Annotated in this window: 18 protein-coding genes, 1 tRNA gene and 1 pseudogene; 10 read left to right on the forward strand and 10 right to left on the reverse strand. The window is 69.2% G+C overall.

Going from position 1 to position 21,529, the window contains the following annotated elements; all coding sequences use genetic code 11:
* Positions 1–20: 20 nt before the first annotated feature.
* The 4 genes and pseudogenes from OG206_RS20285 to OG206_RS20300 all read left to right on the forward strand — a co-directional run bounded on the left by OG206_RS20285 (position 21) and on the right by OG206_RS20300 (position 4,686).
* Positions 21–2,351: a hypothetical protein gene (locus tag OG206_RS20285; protein ID WP_327118072.1), complete on the forward strand. Its 2,331-nt coding sequence runs from the start codon at positions 21–23 to the stop codon at positions 2,349–2,351.
* A gap of 140 nt (positions 2,352–2,491) precedes the next feature.
* Entirely contained in the window at positions 2,492–3,001 is a 510-nt protein-coding gene (locus tag OG206_RS20290) for a hypothetical protein (protein ID WP_327118074.1), read from the forward strand.
* Positions 3,002–3,470: 469 nt separating this feature from the next.
* Positions 3,471–4,016: pseudogene (locus OG206_RS20295) on the forward strand (hypothetical protein); the annotation flags it as partial.
* Positions 4,017–4,125: 109 nt separating this feature from the next.
* Positions 4,126–4,686 carry a hypothetical protein gene (locus OG206_RS20300; protein WP_327118076.1) on the forward strand — a complete coding sequence of 187 codons (561 nt, stop codon included), beginning with the start codon at positions 4,126–4,128 and terminating at the stop codon, positions 4,684–4,686.
* Positions 4,687–4,813: 127 nt separating this feature from the next.
* Here the strand turns inward: OG206_RS20300 and OG206_RS20305 are convergent.
* Positions 4,814–4,888, reverse strand: a tRNA-Cys gene (locus OG206_RS20305).
* Positions 4,889–5,117: 229 nt separating this feature from the next.
* Between OG206_RS20305 and OG206_RS20310 the strand changes: the two genes are divergently transcribed.
* The 4 genes from OG206_RS20310 (at position 5,118) to OG206_RS20325 (ending at position 10,572) form a co-directional block, all read left to right on the forward strand.
* Positions 5,118–6,593 (forward strand): MFS transporter, encoded by a 1,476-nt coding sequence (locus OG206_RS20310; protein ID WP_327118078.1) that lies wholly within the window; start codon positions 5,118–5,120, stop codon positions 6,591–6,593.
* A 193-nt stretch (positions 6,594–6,786) separates the two neighbouring features.
* Complete coding sequence (locus OG206_RS20315) at positions 6,787–8,568, forward strand: DEAD/DEAH box helicase (RefSeq protein WP_327118080.1); 1,782 nt, start codon at positions 6,787–6,789, stop codon at positions 8,566–8,568.
* Between the two features lie 508 nt (positions 8,569–9,076).
* On the forward strand, positions 9,077–9,718 hold the full coding sequence (locus OG206_RS20320) for an IclR family transcriptional regulator (protein ID WP_267075409.1): 642 nt from the start codon (positions 9,077–9,079) through the stop codon (positions 9,716–9,718).
* A gap of 65 nt (positions 9,719–9,783) precedes the next feature.
* A complete protein-coding gene (locus OG206_RS20325) occupies positions 9,784–10,572 on the forward strand; it encodes a S16 family serine protease (protein ID WP_327118084.1) in 789 nt (262 codons plus the stop codon).
* Here the strand turns inward: OG206_RS20325 and OG206_RS20330 are convergent.
* The 8 genes from OG206_RS20330 to OG206_RS20365 all read right to left on the reverse strand — a co-directional run bounded on the left by OG206_RS20330 (position 10,502) and on the right by OG206_RS20365 (position 17,048).
* Positions 10,502–11,824, reverse strand: coding sequence for an MFS transporter (locus OG206_RS20330; protein WP_327118086.1), 1,323 nt, complete (start codon positions 11,822–11,824; stop codon positions 10,502–10,504). The genes OG206_RS20325 and OG206_RS20330 overlap by 71 nt on opposite strands.
* Positions 11,825–11,826: 2 nt before the next feature.
* Positions 11,827–12,009 carry a hypothetical protein gene (locus OG206_RS20335; RefSeq protein WP_327118088.1) on the reverse strand — a complete coding sequence of 61 codons (183 nt, stop codon included), beginning with the start codon at positions 12,007–12,009 and terminating at the stop codon, positions 11,827–11,829.
* Positions 12,010–12,022: 13 nt separating this feature from the next.
* Positions 12,023–12,640 (reverse strand): ArsR/SmtB family transcription factor, encoded by a 618-nt coding sequence (locus OG206_RS20340; protein ID WP_327118090.1) that lies wholly within the window; start codon positions 12,638–12,640, stop codon positions 12,023–12,025.
* Between the two features lie 190 nt (positions 12,641–12,830).
* A complete protein-coding gene (locus OG206_RS20345) occupies positions 12,831–13,796 on the reverse strand; it encodes a glycine betaine ABC transporter substrate-binding protein (protein WP_327118092.1) in 966 nt (321 codons plus the stop codon).
* A gap of 2 nt (positions 13,797–13,798) precedes the next feature.
* Complete coding sequence (locus tag OG206_RS20350) at positions 13,799–14,653, reverse strand: ABC transporter permease (protein WP_327118094.1); 855 nt, start codon at positions 14,651–14,653, stop codon at positions 13,799–13,801.
* On the reverse strand, positions 14,650–15,918 hold the full coding sequence (locus OG206_RS20355) for an ABC transporter ATP-binding protein (protein WP_327118096.1): 1,269 nt from the start codon (positions 15,916–15,918) through the stop codon (positions 14,650–14,652). Before OG206_RS20355 ends, OG206_RS20350 begins: the two co-directional genes overlap by 4 nt.
* Positions 15,911–16,558, reverse strand: a complete 648-nt coding sequence (locus OG206_RS20360; protein ID WP_327118098.1) for an ABC transporter permease — start codon at positions 16,556–16,558, stop codon at positions 15,911–15,913. Before OG206_RS20360 ends, OG206_RS20355 begins: the two co-directional genes overlap by 8 nt.
* A 16-nt stretch (positions 16,559–16,574) precedes the next feature.
* Complete coding sequence (locus OG206_RS20365; protein WP_205020046.1) at positions 16,575–17,048, reverse strand: Lrp/AsnC family transcriptional regulator; 474 nt, start codon at positions 17,046–17,048, stop codon at positions 16,575–16,577.
* Between the two features lie 122 nt (positions 17,049–17,170).
* Between OG206_RS20365 and hppD the strand changes: the two genes are divergently transcribed.
* A complete protein-coding gene (gene hppD / locus OG206_RS20370) occupies positions 17,171–18,316 on the forward strand; it encodes a 4-hydroxyphenylpyruvate dioxygenase (RefSeq protein ID WP_327118102.1) in 1,146 nt (381 codons plus the stop codon).
* Positions 18,317–18,424: 108 nt separating this feature from the next.
* On the opposite strand, the gene OG206_RS20375 is transcribed toward hppD, so the two are convergent.
* Positions 18,425–20,053, reverse strand: a complete 1,629-nt coding sequence (locus tag OG206_RS20375) for a tetratricopeptide repeat protein (RefSeq protein WP_327118104.1) — start codon at positions 20,051–20,053, stop codon at positions 18,425–18,427.
* Between the two features lie 97 nt (positions 20,054–20,150).
* On the opposite strand from OG206_RS20375, the gene OG206_RS20380 reads away from it, so the two are divergent.
* Positions 20,151–21,518 carry an FAD-binding oxidoreductase gene (locus OG206_RS20380; RefSeq protein ID WP_327118106.1) on the forward strand — a complete coding sequence of 456 codons (1,368 nt, stop codon included), beginning with the start codon at positions 20,151–20,153 and terminating at the stop codon, positions 21,516–21,518.
* Positions 21,519–21,529: the final 11 nt, after the last annotated feature.

A 21,529-nucleotide genomic window follows, 5' to 3' on the forward strand; every position in this document is an offset into this window, starting at 1 on the left:
AGCGTCCGGGGAGTGCAGGAATGCCGAAATACGAGGACATCGTCGATGCGCCGGTCACCAAGCTGAAGACGGCGGCCGACGACTGGGCCGACATGGCCACGAAGCTGGACCGGCTGGCCGACGATGCCAACGACGGCATGAAGGTCAAGGCCGACAAGGCGGACTGGGAGGGTGCCAACGCCGGCGTCACCAGGGGCTTCATCGGCAAGACGGCCAAGGAGTTCAAGGACGCCGCCGCCGAGGCAAAGGGCGTCAAGCAGATCCTTGAGGAAGCCCACGCGGCCATCAAGAAGGCCAAGGACGACCTGATCGCCATCCGGGACCACGAGGGACCTGCGGCCGGTATGCACGTCGACGCCAAGGGCAAGGTCACCGCGCGTCACCCGGTGGAGGACATCCCTGTCGCTCAGCGCCATCACGACCCCGACTATCCGGAGCTCGCGCGTCAGCAGAAGGCGAACATCGTCGCGTGGCAGAAGAAGATCGACGCCATCGTGGAGGCTTGCGAGGACACCGACGTCTCCTTCGGGAACACCCTCGAAGCCAATGTGACCGAGGGCAAGGACTTCAGCGCCCCGAAGTACACGGAGATGGACCAGGAGGAGGCCGCCCGCGCCGCCGCCCGCGCCGCCGCGCTGGCCGCCAAGGGCCGCGACATCACGCACACCGAACTCCAGGTGCTCAATGAACTGTTGCGCGACAACGGCAAGTCCCCGGAGTTCGCAAAGAGTTTCTATGAGAAGCTCGGCCCCGAGAAGTCGCTCGCGTTCTTCGGCCAACTCTCCACGGACACGTACTACGGGGCCAAGCCTGACAAGGAACGCCTCAAGGACGTGCAGGCGCTTCAGAAGAACCTGGGACTCAACCTGGCCACCGCCTCCCACGACAAGGCCTTCGTCGACCAATGGGGGCCCGAGCTGCGCAAGCTCGGCACGGAGCGTATCCCATTGGGCAAGTACGAGAGCGGGCCGTTCGGCTACCAGCTGCTCGGCGGCATCATGCGGTACGGGAACTATGAACCCAAGTTCCTCAATCCCATCGCTGAGCACGTGGTTCAGTTGCGACAGAAGGACCATGACTTCTTCTACGATTCCAAGGGAATGCCGGGCGGGCCCGAAAATCCTTTGAACCCATCGGGAGTCAACGGTTCGGGATACGACCCGGTGACCAGCATGATGGAAGCCTTGGGGCACAGTCCGGATGCCGCGAAGGAGTTCTTCTCCGCCGATCCCACCGCGTACAACGAGGACGGCACCGCGAAGGGTGGCGCTGCTGACCTCGGAAAGAACAAGGACGGGAAAGCGATTACGAGCTACCTGGACTTCTTCCAGAACGAGGATTACGACCCGTTCTATGACATCACGGGTCACGATATGGATGACATGAAGAAGTCCATGGCGTACACGCCTGACGCACTCGGAAAGGCCCTGGAAGCGGCGACCACCGGACATGCTTGGGACGATCCTTCGCCCACGCTGAAGCGTGATGAAGTGACGGCCGGAATCATGAAGAACGTAATTGATAGCTACGGTTCGGACTCAGGCCTGCTGGACCGACACGAGGCGCTGAAGGACAATCTCGGTCGTATGGGGGCTGCGTACATCGACGATCTGAATTACTCCACGTACAACTTTGGTTCCGCAGGCGACGAACTCGGACGGAACTCGTTGTTCGCGAACAGCAGCGACGGTTCCGAGCGGACCGACTTCGGTGAATCTGCGAGCCGCGGCTTCATGGGCGCGGTAGCAGCCGACGAGGAGGGATGGAAGTCTTTGTCGTCGGCGCAACAGGTATATGAAGCAAGCGGTTTGAAGGCGTTCGGATCCGAGCACGAAGATTCTGCCCTGATCTTCGGGTCAAATGGCGCGAAGGTGCACGGAATTCTCGACGAGTCGCGTATTGAAGGTATACATCAAAAGTTCAAGGGCGATGAGGATGCCAAGATACTCGAAATGGAGAAGGATGCCGAGTGGAGGAAATTCGGAGTGAGTTCCGGGGTGGGTGCGGTGGTGGGTGTCGGCACGGCGGTGGTTCTGGGTCCCGCTGCGGGTGTAGTGGCCGCCACGGCGGTCCCCCTCGTGATGGACACGGCGACTGCGGCAATTGACACCGGATATGCCGGTGAGACCATGGATTACTTGAAGGAGCGCGAATTTGACAATAACGACGACGCCTTGAAGGGGATCGAAAAATTCAAGGCGGTGGGGGAGCGTGGTGCTGTCACTCCTCTGCTCAACTATGCGGATGATGTGGGTATGTCTGAAATTGAAAAGCAGCGGCTCGCCCTGGACATCGAAACCCATTACGGGAACGGAAAAACTGCTGCAGGAGATCGAGGGAGGGTCAATTAGTGATGTCGCGTAACTCGAACCGGCTGGCCGCCGTCGGGGTTCTGGTCATTGGGTCCCTTCTTGCGGGATGTTCCGGGGGTGAGGATCACGCAGAATCACCGGAGTTGGGGGCGTGTAAGTCGTTGCTTGGCGCCGGGAACGTGGACGCGGCCGTCGCGACGACGGGCGCAAGCGATGTCGAGGTGAGCGGGACGCGCCGTGCGGATGCGCTGGCGGCCGGTCTCGTGCGGGAGGCCAAGCGGTGGCAGAAATCGGATCTGCTGCACAACTCCTACACCGGTTGCCGCATAGATGCGTTCGAGGGAGATGAAATCAGTGGCACGGTAGATGTGTCAGTCAAGTGGTCTGTAATTTCTCTTGGGTTGCTGGATGACCCCAAGAGCCGCCTGACGTGGCGGCACATGAACGATTCGGTGTACGTGGCGCCGGCCCCTGGTCCGGCCAGAATGCAGTTGATCGCGGCATGCCCAGTACCCGGAGCGATTGCGGCGCAGCCAACCGGTCTCCCCCTCCAGTTCGAGGTGAGAGGCGCGAGTCTCGGAGTCGAGCTGCGGTGGAAGTTGCTGCGGACGTTCGCTCAGTCGGTCACGGAAGCGATGGCGTGCACCACGCCCCCCGTCATTCCCTCCGCACTGCCATCGGCCTCGTGAAGCCAGGGTGCCCGCCTCGGGCGCACGCTGGGCCGCCCAGACCAGCGGGGTGACGATGTCCGGCCTCTCCCCGCCCCCGTACTGGTCGACGGGCGCCGGTTCGTCCAGTCAGCTCCTTTTCCCTGGTCATGGCGATGGGGTTGACCCGCGACTACGACGGAGGACTTGGGGAGCGCCCCTCGCTGGACCCTGCGTAGCGCACAAGGGAACGGCCGCCCCCAAGTCCTGGCGGACGGTTGAGCGGAAGTGCGCGAATACAGTCCAGAAGAATTTATGGGACTACGACTGGGAGGGCGAAGCGGCCAACGCTGCGCAAACCAAGCTTGGGAGGGTCAAGAAGCAGATCCACGATGCCTCCGAAGAGGCCGCCGACGTACATTTGGTCTCAACCTGGCCACCGCCTCCCACCACAAGGTCTTCGCCGACCAGTGGGGGCCTGAGTTGCGCAAACTCGGCGCAGAGCGTGTGCAAGAACCCGGCGGGCCACCTCGACTTCTCCCACTCCCCGGAGCGCAACGGCAGGGACGTCGCACGGGGGTTCCTGAGCGTTCTGGGGCAGCACCCGGACGCCTACGCCACCCTGCCCAAGGCCGAGCAGGTCTACAGCACCAGTGTGCTGGAGGCCCAGGTGGCACCCGACGGGAAGATCGACACCGGTGCCGCGAGGTCCACGGTGCACGTCGGCGCCGAGGTGCAGGGCATGCTCGACCAGTCGCGGGCGGACCAGGTGGAGGCCACGAACCTCAAGACCCACGAGGACTACGAGAAGGCTGTGGCGAAGCGGTCCGGCTGGATCGAGTTCGGGGCAACCGCGGGTGTCGCGGCCGGTGTCGCGTTCCTCCCGGCGACCGCGGCCGTGGGCGCGGCCGCGGTCCTCATCCCGCTGGCGACGGACACCGCCAGTGGCGCGGTCGAGCAGGTCATCGGGCAGGTGATCGGAGACATCTCCGACAACTCCGTGGACGAGCACAAGGAGAGGGTCGAGGAGCTGACCAGGGAGGAGAAGACCAAGGTCGCTGTCCGGCCTGGGCGTCGCGGCTGCCCTGATAGCGGGTGCGGTCGCTTGTGGCTCCGGCGGCGGTGACGGCGAGAGCGGCACGGAGCCGGCCGCCGCAGCGAAGTCCGTGGCGCCGGAGGAGCTCTGCGGCGGTGCCGCGATCTCCGCCGGGGCAGGTAAGGGCCTGGAGGCCATCACCGGCTCGTCCGAATTCGAGGAGTCGGGCGCGAAGGCCACGGTCGCCGACGCCGCACGGGCTTTGAAGAAGACGTTCACCGGGTCCACGAGCAGCGACGGTGACATCTGCCGGATCCACACGCCCGAGGGGATGAAGGACGTCGAAGTCCGGATCATCTGGAACCTGTTGGGTGCGGGGCCCGGTGACGCCGCGCCGGCGTCGAAGTACACCGTGCTGGACATGGGGGAGAGGTCGGGCGCCGCGGTGGACGGGGCGTTCGTCGACTTCGCGTGCCGGAGCGGAGAGCTGTCGGGTTTCCAGGGATCACCGGCGCACGTGGCCGTCAACGTCGAGCTCGGCGGAATGCCCACGGAGCCCGGGGGTGACGCCGGGGCGCTGAAGGACGCGTACGCCACCGTCGTCCACTCCGTCTCTCTCGCTATGGCGCAGGAGTTGGGTTGTGAGAGCAACGGCGGGCTGCCGGAGTCTCCCGTACTCGCGCCGAAGTAGCGCCTCTCTCGCCGGACCGGCCCACCTGGAGCCGGTCCGGTGGTCCTCCGGACATGCGCGCACGGAAACGGGAACGGCCGCCCCCAAGTCCTGGAGGCGGCCGTTCCCTCTCTTCTGGTTCTCCCACTGGAGGCCGTGACCGGATTCGAACCGGTGTAACTCGAGTTGCAGTCGAGCCCCTGAACCTCTCGGGCACACGGCCGTGCGTTTCTTGATCTGCTGTCGACCGTACGGGCCGGGCGGGGCCGCCTCAAGAGTGTCGTGGGGGCCGCAACGCGACTGCCACACCGCGTTCACGTTCGGCGGGCCGCCGCGGTGGCCGACACCGGGCCGGCCCGTCTCAGGAGCCTCGGTCGTACGTCGAAGGGACCAGCTCGATACCCGCCCTCCGACAGGGGTCACCCGGCCTATCGCCCCTTACTCTGGGGCTCATGACTGCCCTGGAACCCCGTGACGCCGAGGTCACCGCAACCCTCGTGGAGACCACCGCGAGGTCCGGCGTACCCGCCCTGGCGGAAGGCGTGCTCGGGCGTACGTACAGGGCGCTCAGCATCGGCATCGTGTCCGTCGTCCTGCTCATCGCCTTCGAGGCGACCGCCGTCGGTACGGCGATGCCGGTGGCCGCCCGGGAGCTGGACGGCATCCCATTCTACGCGTTCGCGTTCTCCGCGTACTTCACCACCAGCCTCTTCGCGATGGTCCTCTCCGGGCAGTGGGCCGACCGCCGGGGGCCGCTCGCCCCGCTCGCCACCGGCATCGGGGCCTTCGGGGCGGGGCTGCTGCTCTCCGGTACGGCCGGGAGCATGTGGATGTTCATCGCGGGCAGGGCCGTCCAGGGTGTCGGCGGCGGTCTGGTGATCGTGGCGCTGTACGTGGTCATCGGGCGGTCCTACCCGGAGCGGATCCGGCCGAGCATCATGGCCGGGTTCTCGGCGGCCTGGATCGTCCCGTCCGTCGTCGGGCCGCTCGCCTCGGGGACCGTGACCGAGCACCTCGGGTGGCGCTGGGTCTTCGTCGGCATCCCGGTGCTCATCCTCCTGCCGCTGGGCCTCGCGCTGCCCGCGATACGGCGGATGGCCGGCGGGCCGGCCGACGAACGGGCAGCGGCGGAGCCGTTCGACCGGCGGCGCATCCGGCTCGCGCTCGGTATCTCGCTGGGCGCGGGGCTGTTGCAGTTCGCCGGGCAGGAACTCCGCTGGGCGTCGCTGCTGCCCGCCGCCGTCGGCGCGGCACTTCTCGTGCCGGCCGTGCGCGCGCTGCTGCCCCGGGGGACGGTGCGGGCGGCGCGCGGTCTGCCGGCCGTGATCCTGCTGCGGGGGATCTCGGCGGGGTCGTTCATCGTGGCCGAGTCCTTCGTCCCGCTGATGCTCGTGACCCAGCGCGGACTGTCCCCGACCCTGGCTGGGCTCTCCCTGGCGGCCGGTGGTCTGACCTGGGCGCTCGGTTCGTACGTGCTGGCCCGGCCCCGGATGGAGCCGCACGGGGGAAGGCTGATGGTGGCCGGCATGGTGCTGGTCGCCCTGTCCATCAGCGCCGCACCGAGCGTGCTGATCGAGTCGGTGCCGGTGTGGACCCTGGCGGTGGTGTGGGGCGTCGGCTGTTTCGGCATGGGCATCGTGATCGCGGCGACCAGCGTGCTGTTGTTGAAGCTGTCGGCCCCGGAGGAGGCGGGGGCCAATTCGGCGGCGCTCCAGATCTCGGACGGTCTGGCCAACGTGCTGCTGCTCGCGGCTGGGGGCGCGGCGTTCGCGGCCCTCGGCGGTGGCGCGGTGGGAGCGGTGGCGCACGGCGCCGTGGACGGCGGTACGGCGGCGGCGCATCCGGGCGCCTTCACCGTCGTCTTCCTGCCGATGGCGGCGGTGGCGCTGGTGGGGGTGTGGGTGGCGAGCCGGGTGAAGGAAGCCTGAGGGCTGTCCCGGGCTCGCCGGTGACTCGGGCCTCGCCTGTGAAGAGGGTCTCAGAGGTACCGGACGGCGGCTTGTTCATACGAGGTCCGGACCCGCCCGCCGGTAGGGTGGCCCGGTTGTCGTATCGCGTACGTGCCCGTCCCGGTCCGTGCGGACAGCGCCCCACGTACCCGAGTGCCCCGAACCGGAGACCGTGACTACTACCGCCTCCCACCACCTCTCACCCGCCTTTCCCGGCCGGGCCCCCTGGGGCACCGCCGGGAAGCTGCGAGCCTGGCAGCAGGGTGCGATGGAGAAGTACATCCAGGACCAGCCGCGCGACTTCCTCGCCGTCGCGACGCCGGGCGCGGGGAAGACCACCTTCGCGCTGACCCTCGCCTCATGGCTGCTGCATCACCACGTGGTGCAGCAGATCACCGTCGTGGCGCCCACCGAGCACCTGAAGAAGCAGTGGGCGGAGGCCGCGGCCCGCATAGGCATCAAGCTCGACCCCGAGTACAGCGCGGGACCCGTGAGCAAGGAGTACCACGGGGTCGCGATCACGTACGCCGGTGTCGGCGTGCGCCCCATGCTGCACCGCAACCGGTGCGAGCAGCGCAAGACGCTCGTGATCCTCGACGAGATCCACCACGCCGGTGACTCGAAGTCCTGGGGCGAGGCGTGCCAGGAGGCGTTCGACCCGGCGACCCGGCGCCTGGCCCTGACGGGTACGCCCTTCCGGTCCGACACGAACCCGATCCCGTTCGTGGCGTACGAGGAGGGCAACGACGGCATCCGGCGGTCCTCGGCCGACTACACGTACGGCTACGGCAACGCGCTCTCCGACGGTGTCGTGCGCCCCGTGATCTTCCTCAGCTACAGCGGCAACATGCGCTGGCGCACCAAGGCCGGTGACGAGATCGCGGCCCGGCTCGGCGAGCCGATGACCAAGGACGCCATCGGGCAGGCCTGGCGTACGGCACTCGCGCCGACCGGCGACTGGATCCCCAACGTGCTGGCCGCAGCCGACAAGCGGCTCACCGAGGTGCGCAAGGGCATTCCGGACGCGGGTGGCCTGGTCATCGCGACGGACCAGGAGTCGGCGCGCGCCTACGCCAAGATCCTCAAGTCGGTCACCGGGGAGAAGCCGACCGTGGTCCTCTCCGACGAGAAGGCCGCGTCGAAGAACATCGACAAGTTCAGCCAGGACGGGTCGCGGTGGATGGTCGCGGTCCGGATGGTGTCCGAGGGCGTCGACGTGCCGCGCCTCGCGGTCGGCGTGTACGCGACGACCATCTCCACCCCGCTGTTCTTCGCCCAGGCCGTCGGACGTTTCGTGCGGTCGAGGCGGCGCGGCGAGACCGCCTCGGTGTTCCTGCCGACGATCCCCATGCTGCTCGACTTTGCGAACGAGATGGAGGTCGAGCGCGACCACGTGCTCGACAAGCCGAAGAAGGGCAGCGACGAGGAGAACCCCTTCGCGGAGGAGGACCAGCTCCTCGCCGACGCGGAGAAGCTGGAGGACGAGGAGACCGAGGACCAGCTGCCCTTCGAGGCGCTGGAGTCCGACGCGGTCTTCGACCGGGTGCTGTACGACGGGGCCGAGTTCGGCATGCAGGCGCACCCGGGCAGCGAGGAGGAGCAGGACTACCTGGGCATCCCGGGCCTCCTCGAACCCGACCAGGTGCAACTGCTGCTCCAGAAACGGCAGACCCGGCAGATCGCCCACAGCCGCCAGAAGCCGGCCGCGGAAGCCGATCTCCTGGAGAAGGCCGCGGAGGACCGGCCCGTCGTCACGCACAAGAAGCTGCTGGAGCTGCGCAAGCAGCTCAACACGATGGTGTCGGCGTACACCCACCAGAGCGGCAAGCCGCACGGTGTGATCCACACCGAGCTGCGGCGGGTCTGCGGCGGGCCGCCGAGCGCGGAGGCCACCGCCGGGCAGATCCAGGACCGGATCAAGAAGGTCCAGGAATGGGCCACCCGGATGCGGTGACCGGCAGGCTGTCGGGGAACTGAGGGCCCGGTGCGGGGACACTCCGCGCCGGGCCCGCTCCGTGTCGCGGGCGCGGCCTGCGCCGGGCTCGTACCCGTGGTGCGCCGGGGCGCGCGGGGCGGGGCAGGCGCCGGGTGTGTGCGCGATGCGGGAAAATTTCTCGGCACATATTTCACGGTGAGTTAACACGCGTTCACATGTGTTGTACGGAGCGTCGCCGTGAAGTCACCCGACATGGACGCGCGTAGATGTTCGCGTTCCGGACGGTTTCCCGCTGACCGGCGGTTATGCCGCCGCGTTCAGGAGGGAGACCGGATTCTGGACGAGGTCTTCCGCTGAGCGGACCCGCTCGCTAATGTCCCCGAAACATGAACGCCCCGTGGCAGTGTGGCCGCGGAGCGCAGCCGGTGCCATGGCCAGTCGGCGGCCTCTCGGTGCGTCGCCGCGGGACCGGCGTCGGCATCTCCGGAGAGACAACCGCCCCGCTCACCACGAGGGAGAGGGCGTCGTGACCGCGGAGACTTCTCAGACGCTCGACCGGGGACTGCGTGTCCTCAAACTGCTCGCCGATACCGACCACGGCCTCACCGTCACCGAGTTGTCGAACAAACTCGGCGTGAACCGCACGGTGGTCTACCGACTGCTCGCCACCCTGGAACAGCACGCCCTCGTCCGGCGCGACCTGGGCGGCCGGGCCAGAGTGGGGCTCGGGGTGCTCCGCCTGGGGCGGCAGGTGCACCCACTCGTCCGGGAGGCGGCGCTGCCCGCGCTGCGCTCCCTTGCCGAGGACATAGGAGCCACCGCCCACCTCACGCTGGTCGACGGTGCGGACGCCCTCGCGGTCGCTGTGGTCGAGCCGACCTGGACCGACTACCACGTGGCCTACCGGGCCGGATTCCGCCACTCCCTGGACCGGGGAGCCGCGGGCCGTGCCATTCTCACCGCCCGGCAGAAGACCGTCGACCATCCCGGCTACACCCTCACCCAGGGCGAGCTGGAAGCGGGGGCCTGCGGAGCCGCCGCGCCTCTGGTGGGGGTTTCCGGGGTGGAGGGCAGCGTGGGTGTCGTGATGCTCGCGGACGCCGTGCCGGAACGGGTCGGGCCCAGGGTGCTCGACGCCGCCCGGGAGGTCGCGGACGCCCTTCGGTGAGGGGTGCCGCCCAGGTCACACCGGGGCGGGCGGAGGCGGAGGCGCGTGGCGGCTAGATTGGGCGGGTGGCCATTCGTCTCTCACGCCCCCGCGCCCTCGCCCTCTGCGCGCTGCCCGTTCTGGCGCTCTTCGGTGCGGCAGCCTTCGCGCCGCTGCCGTTCACCGTGGCGCAGCCCGGTACCACGGCGAACGTCCTCGGGGACAGCAAGGGCGAGCCGGTCATCACGATCAAGGGCGCGCCCACCCGCACCACCGACGGTCAGCTGCGGATGACGACGATCCTGGCGACCTCGCCCACGGCCGACGTCCGGGTGGCGAGTGTGGTCGACAGCTGGTTCCGCGGGGACCGCGCCGTCATGCCGCGCGACTCGGTCTACCCGACCGGCGGCTCCGAGAAGGAGATCGAGCGGCACAACCTCCAGGACATGGAGAAGTCGCAGAACGCCGCCGTCGACGCGGCCCTGAACTATCTCGACAGGTCGCCCGGTTCGGTGGACATCACCCTGCACCTGGAGGACGTCGGCGGGCCCAGCGCCGGCCTGTTCTTCGCGCTGGGGATCGTCGACAAGCTGGTCGGCGACGGCTCGGGCGGCGACCTGACCGGCGGCCGCACCGTCGCCGGCACGGGGACCATCGAGCCCAGCGGCGCGGTCGGCGCGGTCGGCGGGGTCTCCCTGAAGACACAGGCCGCCCGGCGGGACGGCGCGACCGTCTTCCTCGTCCCGAAGGCGGAGTGCACACAGGCGAAGTCCGAGCGCCCCGAGGGCCTGCGGCTGATCCCCGTCACGACACTGAAGAACGCGGTGTCCTCGCTGCGGGCGCTTGAGCAGGGGGGCAAGGTACCGAGCTGCTGACCTGCGGCCCGGGGCTCTCCATGGAGCGCCAGGCGGGGAAGACCAGCGGGCTCAGCGTCGCGAGGAAGTAGACCCCGCCCATCGCCAGCAGCGCCCCCGTCGTACCCGTGCTCTCCACCAGGAGCCCCGCCGCGAGGCCGCCGACCGGCATCGCGAGCTCGCAGCCGGCCGTGAGCGCACCGGAAACCCGGCTCCGCAGCTCCTCCGGGACGCGCTCGTACGTCATCGTCGTCAGGATCGGGTTCAGCATGCCCCCGGCGACACCGCCCAGTGCCATCGTGACCGCCAGCGGCAGCGTCGTCCCTGTCAGGGCCGCGACCGCGAACCTCGGCGCTCCGCACAGCATCACGCACACCGTGAACACCGTCCGCCGCGAGAAGCGGTGGCCGACCGCGCCGTAGAGCAGCGCGCCCGTCAGCCCGCCCGCCCCGAACAGCGCGGTGAGCAGGCCGAGATCGGTGGCCCCGCCCAGTTCCGCCTCGGCGTGCACGGGCAGCAGGACGGCGTTCCAGCCCTGGTCCGTGCCGTTCATGAACATGACCATGACGACGACGGCGAGCAGAAGCCGGTTGCCCAGCAAGTAGGCGTAACCCTCACGCAGTTCACTGCCGTAGGTACGCAGCGAGACGGGGGCCGCGGCCTTGCGGGGCTCGGCCGCGCGGACCCCGCGCACTCCGGCCGCCACCAGCAGGGCGGACAGCGTGAAGGTGGCGGCGTCCAGCAGGAGCACGGTCTCGGCGCCGACGACGGCGATGAGCACGCCCGCGAGTGCCGCACCGACCATACGGGCGCCGCGCGACACCGCGTCGAAGAGGCTCGCGGCACGGGCGAGCGTGGTGCCCGCGTGTTCGGCGAGATCGGGCACGAGGACGTAGCGCGCGGTGTTGCCGGGGGTGTGGGCCAGTCCGTTCAGCGCCATCAGGGCGCACAGCATCCAGAATTCGAGCACGCCCGCGTAGTGCAGCAGCGGGACGGCGGCGACGGCCGCGCCGCAGACCGCGTCGGATCCCACGGCCACGCGGCGCCGGCCCAGCCGGTCGATGACCGGCCCGCCGACCAGGGCGGCGACGACGATGGGCAGGGTCGCGCAGAAGGCGACCACACCGGCCCGGCCCGCGCTGCCGGTGGTCTCCAGGACGAACCACGGCACACCGATCAGGGTGAGCGATGTGCCCGCCGTCGATATGGAGTTGGCCGCCAGGACGGCCGCGAGCGGCGTGCGGTGCCGCAGGGCCCGATCTCGCCCGCCCATCGTCAGACCGCCCGCACGGTACGGGCCGGGGCCGGCGAGGTCTGGGTCAGCCTGAGGCCCAGCTCGATCATGGTCCAGCCCATCCGGTGGCGCAGGCCGGTCCGCGTCGGGCGGAACGCGGCTGCCGCGTCGTGGAGTTCGGCGGCGCGCAGGGTGTGCAGCACATGATGGATGTCGCAGTGCACGGCGGTGGTCCCCTCAGTCGGTGGAGCGCGGGAACATGTGCAGGTGGGTGCGGATGACACCCGCCCCTTCGGCGTCGTCGGGGACGCGGCCCCGGTAACTGCTCATCACTTCGTGCAGCTTCCCGGCGAGTTCCAGGGCGAGTTCCGGGGTGAGCCGGAACTTGAAGTCGCTGATGTCCATCGCCCGCTGCCACTCATCGGGCCACTCGTGCATGGTCCCGAGCCAGGTGTTCAGTTCCTGGGCGTGCGTGGTCGCGACCTCGTGGAGCACCACCCCTATGGCGCCCCGCACTTCGGGGTCCGCGTGGTGGGTGAAGTCGGCGGCGGCCCCGAACACGGTCCCCGTGTGGGCGGCCTTCCACCACCGCTCGCGCCCCTTGCCGCGCTCCGGATCATCCTCGACGAAGCCGTACGCCGCGAGCTGCCGCAGGTGGTAGCTGGTGGCGCCGCTGGACTCGCCGAGACGGTCGGCGAGCCCGGACGCGGTGGCGGGTCCGAACTCCCGGAGAGCGTTCAGCAGCCGGATGCGCAGCGGGTGGGCGAGGCCGCGCAGGGTGCGGGCGTCGACGTGGTGGAGCTCGGGGTCGTCGGAGTACGGGGACGTGCGGTCCACCGGATCGTTCGGCGTCATGAGGCGACCGTAAGGTTGCAAAGACTGCTTTGCAACAGGTTTTTTGCAACGACTTCTTTGGATGCCGGTCGCGGGGCCGCGCGGACCACGGGCATGCGGCGCCACACGGGACCCGCACGCCGAAGCCGGAACCCCCTCCGCGCACTGCGGTGGAGGCCCCGGCTTCGGCGAGGGCTGTGGTGCGTCCCGCTCAGCCCTCCTTGATGAATCCTTCCTTCAGCAGCCAGTCCTTGGCCACCTCGTGCGGGTCCTCGCCGTCCACGTCCACCTTGGAGTTGAGCTCCTGTGCGAGCTCGGTGGTCAGCTTCCTCGTCACCGGCGCCAGCATCCCCGCGATCTCGGGATACTTGTCGAGGGTCGCCGTGTGGACGGCGGGCGCGGCGTTGTAGTTCGGAAAGAACTGCAGGTCGTCCTGTGTCACGTCCAGGTTCATCGCCTTGATCCGGCCGTCCGTGGTGTACACCTCGCCCAGAAGGCAGGAGTTGGACTTGTTGACCTGGGTGTAGATGATCCCGGCGTCCATCTTCTGGATGTTGGCGGCCGGCAGCTTCATCCCGTACTTCTTCTGCATGCCGGGCAGCCCGTCGTCGCGCGAGGCGAACTCGTTCTCCACGCAGAGCGTCACGGCCTTCGGGTCCTTCTTGGCGAGCGCTGCCACGTCCGACAGCGTCTTCAGGTGGTACTTCGCGTTGTTCTTCTTGCTGATGGCCAGGGCGTACGTGTTGTCCAGGGTCGCCGGCGGGAGCCAGGTCACCCCGTTGCCGATGTCCTCGTCGCGTACCGCCTTCCACTGCTTCTGCGGGTCGACGATCGGTTCGGCGTGACCCAGATAGGTGATCCACGCTGTGCCCGTGTAGTCGTACAGCGCGTCCGCCTCGCCCTTGACGACCGCCTCACGCGCGCTGATCGACCCCGGAAGATTCGTGCGGTCCAGCACCTCGGCGCCGGCCGCCTTGAAGATCAGGCCGATGATGTTGCCGAGGATGATGTTCTCGCTGAAGTTCTTCGAGGTCACCGTGAGGGACGCGCCCTTGAGGGGCTGCCCCTTACCTACCGACCCCGGTACCACCTCGTCCACCAGCGGCGATCCGCTCTTCAGCCCGCACCCCGTGAGCACGAGGGCGAGCGCGGCCACCGATGCGAGGCCCGTTCGCATCCTCACGCTTCCTCCAGTCCGCGCGGCGTCAGCCACAGTTCGACCAGCGAGGCCAGCCAGTCCACCAGCAGTGCGAGGACCACCGTCAGCACGGAACCGAGCACCAGCACGGGCATGCGCTGCGTCTGGATCCCGGAGGTGATCAGGTCGCCCAGCCCGCCGCCGCCCCCGAAGGTGGCGAGGGTCGCCGTGCCCACGTTGAGGACCAGCGCCGTCCGCACACCCGCAAGGATCAGCGGGACCGCGAGCGGCAGTTCGACCTTGGTGAGCGTGCCCATCGCCGACATGCCGATGCCCCGGGAGGCCTCGACGAGCGTCGGTTCGATCGAGTTCAGCCCCGCCACCGTGTTGGAGAGCACCGGCAGCACCGCGTAGATCACCATGCCGACGATCGCGGTCGACGGCCCGATGCCCAGCCAGATCACCAGCAGCGCCAGCAGCCCGATCGCAGGGGTGGCCTGGCCGATGTTCGCGAGGGCCGTGACCCCGGGTGCGGCCTTCTTCAGGCCGCGCCGGGTCAGGGCGATGCCGAGCGGGATCGCGATGATCAGCACCCAGAAGGTGGAGATCGCGGTCAGCCTGACGTGCTGCCACCAGCGCACTTCGACGATGTCGCCCGCGATCGAGTTCTCGGCGACCGAGTCGAGCTCGACGTTGGAGATCCAGATATACGTGGCGACCAGGACGACCGCGAGCACCGCCGGTACCACCACGAGCTTCTGCCAGGTGATGCGTCGTGCGGGCGCGGACCGCGGGGGTGGCGGCTCCGCTTCCTCGTCACGGAACGCGTGGCCCTTCACGTCGTGTTCTCCGGGTGGCCGCGCCCCCTTGGGAGGTGCCTGATGACTGGGGGTCACAGCCCGCCGTCACCTCCCTCGAGCTCCTGCTCCGTCTGGTGGACGCGCAGCTCCTCCAGGTCGTGCTCGTGCTCCATCGCGGTGAGCCGGTCGGCCTCCAGGAGCTCCTGGACGGAGTTCATCAGGGTGTGCATGTCGACGACGCCGATGAACTCACCGCGCCGCCCCGTCACGGCGACCCGGCCACCGCTGTCGGTCAGCACCGCCTCCAGTGCGTCGTGCAGCGTCGCGTCCCGGGTCACCGTGTCGTGCACCAGTTGCCCGGCCCGGGCGAGCGACCCCTTGGCCCGCATCAGGTCGCCGCGCCGCAGCCACTTGTAGGGGCGGTTGCGGCGGTCCAGCATCAGCAGTTCGTTGTGCCCGCCGTCCCGCAGCTTGTTGAAGATCGACTGGAGCGGGTCCTCGACGGTGACCGTGGGGAAGTCGGCGATGCCCACGTCCCGCACACGGGTCAGGTTGAGCCGCTTCAGGGCGGCGCCCGCACCGACGAATCCCGAGACGAAGTCGTCCGTCGGGTTGGTGAGGATGGCCTCGGGGGTGTCGAACTGCGCGATGTGCGAACGCTCCCGCAGCACCGCGATCCGGTCGCCGAGCTTGATGGCCTCGTCGAAGTCGTGGGTGACGAAGACGATCGTCTTGTGCAGTTCGTGCTGGAGCCTGATCAGCTCGTCCTGGAGGTGGTCCCGGGTGATCGGGTCCACCGCCCCGAAGGGCTCGTCCATCAGCAGGACGGGCGGGTCCGCGGCCAGGGCGCGCGCCACCCCCACGCGCTGCTGCTGTCCCCCGGAGAGCTGGCGCGGATAGCGCCCGTGGAACTCCCGGGGGTCGAGCCCGACCAGGTCGAGCATCTCCTCGACCCGGTCCTTCACACCCGACTTCGACCAGCCGGTCATCTTCGGCACGAGGGCGATGTTCTCCGCGACCGTCATGTGCGGGAAGAGACCGGAGGACTGGATCGCGTAACCGATCTTCCGGCGCAGTTTCACCGGGTCCATGTCGGTGACGTCCTCGTCGTTGATCCTGATCCGCCCGGACGTCGGCTCGATCAGGCGGTTGATCATCTTCAGTGTGGTGGACTTCCCGCAGCCGGAGGGCCCCACGAGGATCACGGTCTCGCCGGCCTTGATGTCCATGGACACGTTGTCCACGGCCGGGGCGGGGCTGCCGGGATAGGACTTGCTGAGGTTCTCGAGCTGGATGGTGGCACCCGAGGCGGTGGTGCGTTCCGGGGTCGACTCCGTCGGCCCGGTGGCGGTCTCAGGCACGGATCCCCCTAGGGATGGTCAGCCGCCCGAGGAGGACGTAGGCGGCGTCGAAGAGCAGAGCGAGGATGACGATGCCGATGGTGCCGGCGAGGACCTGGTTGATGGCGTTCGCGCTTCCGAGTGAGGCGAGGCCGCGGAAGATCTCGTTGCCGAGTCCGGGGCCCGAGGCGTAGGCGGCGATGGCGGCGATCCCCATCAGCATCTGGGTGGAGACCCGGATGCCCGTGAGGATGGGCGGCCACGCGAGGGGCAGTTCCACCTTGAGCAGGCGCCGCGTCCGGGACATCCCGATGCCCTTCGCCGCGTCGACGAGGGTCGGGTCGACACCGCGCAGCCCGACGATGCAGTTGCGGACGATGGGCAGCAGCCCGTACAGCGTCAGGATGATCACGGTGGGCGGGACCCCGAGGCCGACCAGCGGGATCAACAGGCCGATCGCGGCGAGCGAGGGGATCGTGAGGATCGCCGAGGTGGAGGTGATCGCCAGGGAGCCGCCCCAGCCGCTCCGGTAGCTGACGACACCGATCAGGACGCCGAGCAGAGTGGCGATGACCATGCACTGGAAGACGGCGCTGGCGTGCTGATACGTGTCGGTGAGCAGTTGCTGGTGGCGGGTGCCCACATACTCCCAGAAGTTCACATGTTGCTCCGTAGGCTCAGTCGGTGTCCTCTGCAGCCTGCTCAACCAGCGGGATAATACGCAGCGGTACCGGGTTTTCCATGACGATCGCCGTGGAGGCCCGGACGATGCCATCAAAGCCGACCACGCGGTCGATCACCCGCTGGAGATCGGCGTTCGAGCGGGCGACCAGCCGGCAGAACATGTCCCCGTGCCCGGTCGTCGTGTGCAGCTCCAGCACCTCCGGAACGCCACTCAAGTGGGCCCGTACGTCGGCTCCTTGCCCCTGCTTGATCTCCAGAGTGGCGAAGGCGGTGACGGGGTAGCCGAGTGCCGCGGGGTCCACGTCGGGGCCGAAGCCGCGGATGACGCCATTCGACTGAAGCCGGTCCAGCCTCGCCTGGACGGTGCCGCGCGCCACCCCGAGCCGCCTGGACGCCTCGAGTACACCGATACGGGGCTCACGGGCCAGGAGCAGGATGAGCCGGCCGTCCAGATGATCGATCGCCATGATCCTTCTCCCGATGGTCAGGCTGTACACATGGTCCGCCCATCCTGGCGTCAGGCTGGGCACATTGACCAGTGGATGCGCGAACTGTTGCGCACCTTGCGAAGCGGCGGGAACCTTCGGACATGACTGAGACTCTGCACACCACCCCCGACACCGCCCGGCAGGCCGATCCCTTCCCGGTCAAGGGAATGGACGCGGTGGTCTTCGCCGTGGGCAACGCCAAGCAGGCCGCGCACTACTACTCGACCGCCTTCGGCATGAAGCTCGTCGCCTACTCCGGACCGGAGAACGGCAGCCGCGAGACCGCGAGTTACGTCCTGACCAACGGCTCCGCCCGCTTCGTCCTCACCTCCGTCGTCAAGGCGTCCACGGAATGGGGCACCTTCCTCACCGACCACGTGCACGCCCACGGCGACGGTGTGGTCGACCTCGCCATCGAGGTCCCCGACGCCCGCAAGGCGTACGCCTACGCCGTCGAGCACGGCGCGACCGGCATCACGGAGCCCTACGAGGTCAAGGACGAGCACGGCACGGTCGTGCTGGCCGCCATCGCCACGTACGGCAAGACCCGCCACACGCTCGTGGAGCGTTCGGGCTACGACGGCCCCTACCTCCCCGGCTACGTCGCGGCGGAGCCGATCGTGGAGCCGGCCGCCAAGCGCACGTTCCAGGCCATCGACCACTGCGTCGGCAACGTCGAGCTCGGCCGGATGAACGAGTGGGTGACCTTCTACAACAAGGTCATGGGCTTCACCAACATGAAGGAGTTCGTCGGCGACGACATCGCCACCGAGTACTCCGCCCTGATGTCGAAGGTCGTCGCCGACGGCACGCTCAAGGTGAAGTTCCCCATCAACGAGCCGGCGATCGCGAAGAAGAAGTCGCAGATCGACGAGTACCTGGAGTTCTACGGCGGCGCGGGCGTCCAGCACATCGCGCTCGCCACGAACGACATCGTGGCGTCCGTGAGGGCGATGCGCGCGGCCGGCGTGCAGTTCCTGGACACCCCGGACTCCTACTACGACACACTGGGCGAGTGGGCGGGCGAGACCCGGGTCCCCGTGGAGACGTTGCGCGAGCTCAAGATCCTGGTCGACCGCGACGAGGACGGCTACCTGCTGCAGATCTTCACCAAGCCGGTCCAGGACCGGCCGACGGTCTTCTTCGAGATGATCGAGCGTCACGGCTCGATGGGCTTCGGCAAGGGCAACTTCAAGGCGCTGTTCGAGGCCATCGAGCGCGAGCAGGAGAAGCGCGGCAACCTCTAGGGTCTCTCGCTCGGATCGTGCCGGGCTCGGACCCCAGGCCCGAGCGGACCTGGACCTGCACGAAGGGTGCCCTCCTCCCGGACGGGAGGAGGGCACCCTTCGCGCCGTCTACGCGCTCGCCGACGCGCTCGGTTTCGCCGCACGGGGCGACGGGGCCGCCGACGGCGTCGGCTCCGGCTTCTGTCCTGCCCCGGACTCCGGCGTCGGATCGGGCGTGGGCTCCGGCTTCACCGGGGCGGAAGCCGAGGGCGTGGGCTCCGTCTCGGGCGGCGGCCGCATGTCCGCCGGGCCGCCCGCGTCCGGATCACCCAGCGAGTCCAGTGCCTCCTGGGCCAGGGGGGCCGCCAGCGGCGAGAAGTCCGGATTCGTCCGCAGGGCCTCCTCCAGATGACCGCGGGCCGGCCCGTCCTGGCCGAGGGCGGCCTCGATCGCACCCAGGTGATAGGCGTACGAGGCGTCCCGCACGCCCGTCTCCACGGCCTGATCGGCGTACTGCATCGCCTCCTCCGACTGCCCCGCGCGGTGCAGCGACCAGGCCAGGGTGTCCGCGATCTCGGCGCTGCGGCGCTGCGACGCCCACTCGGTGCGCATCAGCTCCACCGCCGCCTCCGGGTCGCCGTGGTCGGCCTCGAAGCGGGCCTCGGTCAGCGACTCGTCGACTCCGGCGGCCTTGGCCTGCGCGAGGAGTGTGCGGAGCTTCTCGTACTGGGTGCGGGCGTCGCCGTCCAGCTCCAGCGACTCGTACAGCTCGCCCAGTTCGAGCACGTACTCGGGGCGGGGCAGCTTCGCCGTCACCGTCCGGTAGTCCGTCTGCGCCTCGTCCGTGCGGCCCAGCGCCACGAGTGCGCGGGCCCGGCCCGCGCGGGACGCCAGGTGTCCGGGGTCCGTGCGCAGCGCCGCGTCGTACTGCGCCAGGGCTTCGGCCGGTTCGCCGCGCTCCGCGGCCAGGTCGCCGAGCCGGTGCAGGGCCGCCGCTTTCTCGGCGGGCGCCGAGGCCCGGTCCGCCGCCTCCTGGGCCGTCGCCAGGGCGTCCTCGCGCCAGCCCTGGTTGCGGTACATCTGGGCCGTCCTGGCCAGGGCCGGGGCGCCTTTGCGCAGGGACGCGAACTTCTCCGTCGCCTTGGCGGCCGCGGCGTACTCGCCGAGGCCGTTGTAGGCGTCGATCAGGACCGGGTACGCCGTCCAGGTCCTCGGCGACCGTGCGCGCACCGTCTCGCCCCACTTCTTCGCCGCCAGGTAGTCGTGCCGGGCGTTGGCCAGCGCCCCCAGCCCCACCCAGGCCGCCGTGTTCCCGCGTTCGCCCGGCTGGGCCGCCAGCGAGCGCTGCAGCGCCTGTTCGGCCCGGGTGAAGTACGCCGCGTCGGCGGACCTCCGTCCCCACTCCGCGTAGGCCGTGCCGAGCACCGCCCATGACGGCGCGTCGGACGGGTGGGTCTCCACCCACTTCTGCCGGTCGCCGATGAGAGCCGTCAGGTCGGACAGGGATGCCGGGGAGCCCGCCGCCGCAGCGGTCTCGGCCCGCGCGACGGGGCCGGGCAAGGGGGGCGCGGCCTCATCGGAGCCGTCGGGCACGGCGATCACCGCACCGGCCACGAGTACGGCACCGGCCATCGCGCCGACCGCCGCGCGGCGCAGCGTGGTGCGCACCGACGCGGGAGGCGGAGGGAGGGACGTCGCACCCTGGGGCGGCAGGGTGGAGGCGGGCTGCTCCTGGTTCTGCTGCGGCATGGCATCCATGGCCATCACTGTGCGTCAGTACGAAGATCGCATCGCGCTGGACGAACGTCGGCGCAGACGGGTTCACACCATTGGCCCTGGGTGTCACGCTTGGATCATGGACGCTCTCCTCGAACGACTGCGCGCGGGTCTCCCGGCCGAGGCCCTGATCACGGACCCGGACATCACCGCCTCGTACGCCCACGACATGGCGAGCTTCTGCGAGGCGGGCAGCCCCGCGGTCGTGGTGCTGCCGCGCACGGTCGAGGAGGTCCAGCACGTCATGCGGACCGCGACCGCGCTCAGGGTTCCCGTGGTGCCCCAGGGTGCGCGGACGGGCCTGTCGGGTGCGGCCAACGCCTCCGACGGCTGCATCGTGCTCTCCCTGGTCAAGATGGACCGGATCCTCGAGATCAGCCCCGTCGACCGGATCGCCGTGGTCGAACCCGGCGTCGTCAACGCGACACTGTCCCGGGCCGTCAACGAGCACGGGCTGTACTACCCGCCGGACCCGTCGAGCTGGGAGATGTGCACCATCGGCGGCAACATCGGCACCGCGTCCGGCGGGCTGTGCTGCGTGAAGTACGGCGTCACCGCCGAATACGTCCTCGGCCTGGAGGTCGTCCTGGCCGACGGACGGCTGCTGAACACCGGCCGCCGCACCGCGAAGGGCGTCGCGGGATACGACCTCACCCGGCTGTTCGTCGGCTCCGAGGGCAGCCTCGGCATCGTCGTCAAAGCCGTGCTCGCGCTCCGTCCCCAGCCGCCGCAGCAACTCGTGCTCGCCGCCGAGTTCCCCTCCGCGGCAGCCGCCTGCGACGCGGTGTGCCGGATCATGGAGCGGGGACACACCCCGTCACTCCTCGAACTGATGGACCGTACGACCGTGCGTGCCGTCAACGCGATGGCCTCCATGGGCCTCCCCGAATCGACCGAGGCGCTGCTGCTCTGCGCCTTCGACACGCCCGATCCGGCCGCCGACCTCGCCGCCGTCGGAGAGCTGTGCGTCACGGCCGGCGCCACGGAGGTCGTGCCCGCCGAGGACGCCGCCGAGTCCGAACTCCTGCTCCAGGCGCGCCGGCTCTCGCTGCCCGCCCTGGAGACGGTCAAGTCCGCCACGATGATCGACGACGTCTGCGTGCCGCGCTCCAGGCTGGGGGCGATGATCGAGGGCACGGCCGCCATCGCGGAGAAGTTCGGCCTCACCATCGGTGTCTGCGCCCACGCGGGCGACGGCAACACCCACCCCGTCGTGTGCTTCGACCACACCGACGCCGACGAGTCCCGCAGGGCCCGCGAGTCCTTCGACGAGATCATGGCGCTCGGACTCGAACTCGGCGGGACCATCACCGGAGAGCACGGCGTGGGCGTGCTCAAGAAGGAATGGCTCGCCCGTGAACTGGGCGAGGTGGGTGTCGAGGTGCAGCGCGGGATCAAGGCGGCCTTCGACCCCCTGGGACTGCTCAATCCCGGCAAGCTGTTCTGACGGCCCCCGCA

Origin of the sequence: Streptomyces sp. NBC_01341, assembly GCF_035946055.1 — a bacterium.
Classification (GTDB): domain Bacteria; phylum Actinomycetota; class Actinomycetes; order Streptomycetales; family Streptomycetaceae; genus Streptomyces.

Excerpts from the sequence above, each read along its gene's own strand:
- OG206_RS20310 (WP_327118078.1), top strand. The coding sequence starts at position 5,118 with ATGACTGCCCTGGAACCCCGTGACGCCGAGGTCACCGCAACCCTCGTG.
- OG206_RS20330 (WP_327118086.1), bottom strand. The coding sequence starts at position 11,824 with ATGGGCGGGCGAGATCGGGCCCTGCGGCACCGCACGCCGCTCGCGGCC.
- OG206_RS20340 (WP_327118090.1), bottom strand. The coding sequence starts at position 12,640 with ATGACGCCGAACGATCCGGTGGACCGCACGTCCCCGTACTCCGACGAC.
- OG206_RS20365 (WP_205020046.1), bottom strand. The coding sequence starts at position 17,048 with ATGGCGATCGATCATCTGGACGGCCGGCTCATCCTGCTCCTGGCCCGT.
- hppD (WP_327118102.1), top strand. The coding sequence starts at position 17,171 with ATGACTGAGACTCTGCACACCACCCCCGACACCGCCCGGCAGGCCGAT.
- OG206_RS20375 (WP_327118104.1), bottom strand. The coding sequence starts at position 20,053 with ATGGATGCCATGCCGCAGCAGAACCAGGAGCAGCCCGCCTCCACCCTG.
- OG206_RS20345 (WP_327118092.1), bottom strand. The coding sequence starts at position 13,796 with ATGCGAACGGGCCTCGCATCGGTGGCCGCGCTCGCCCTCGTGCTCACG.
- OG206_RS20285 (WP_327118072.1), top strand. The coding sequence starts at position 21 with ATGCCGAAATACGAGGACATCGTCGATGCGCCGGTCACCAAGCTGAAG.
- OG206_RS20380 (WP_327118106.1), top strand. The coding sequence starts at position 20,151 with ATGGACGCTCTCCTCGAACGACTGCGCGCGGGTCTCCCGGCCGAGGCC.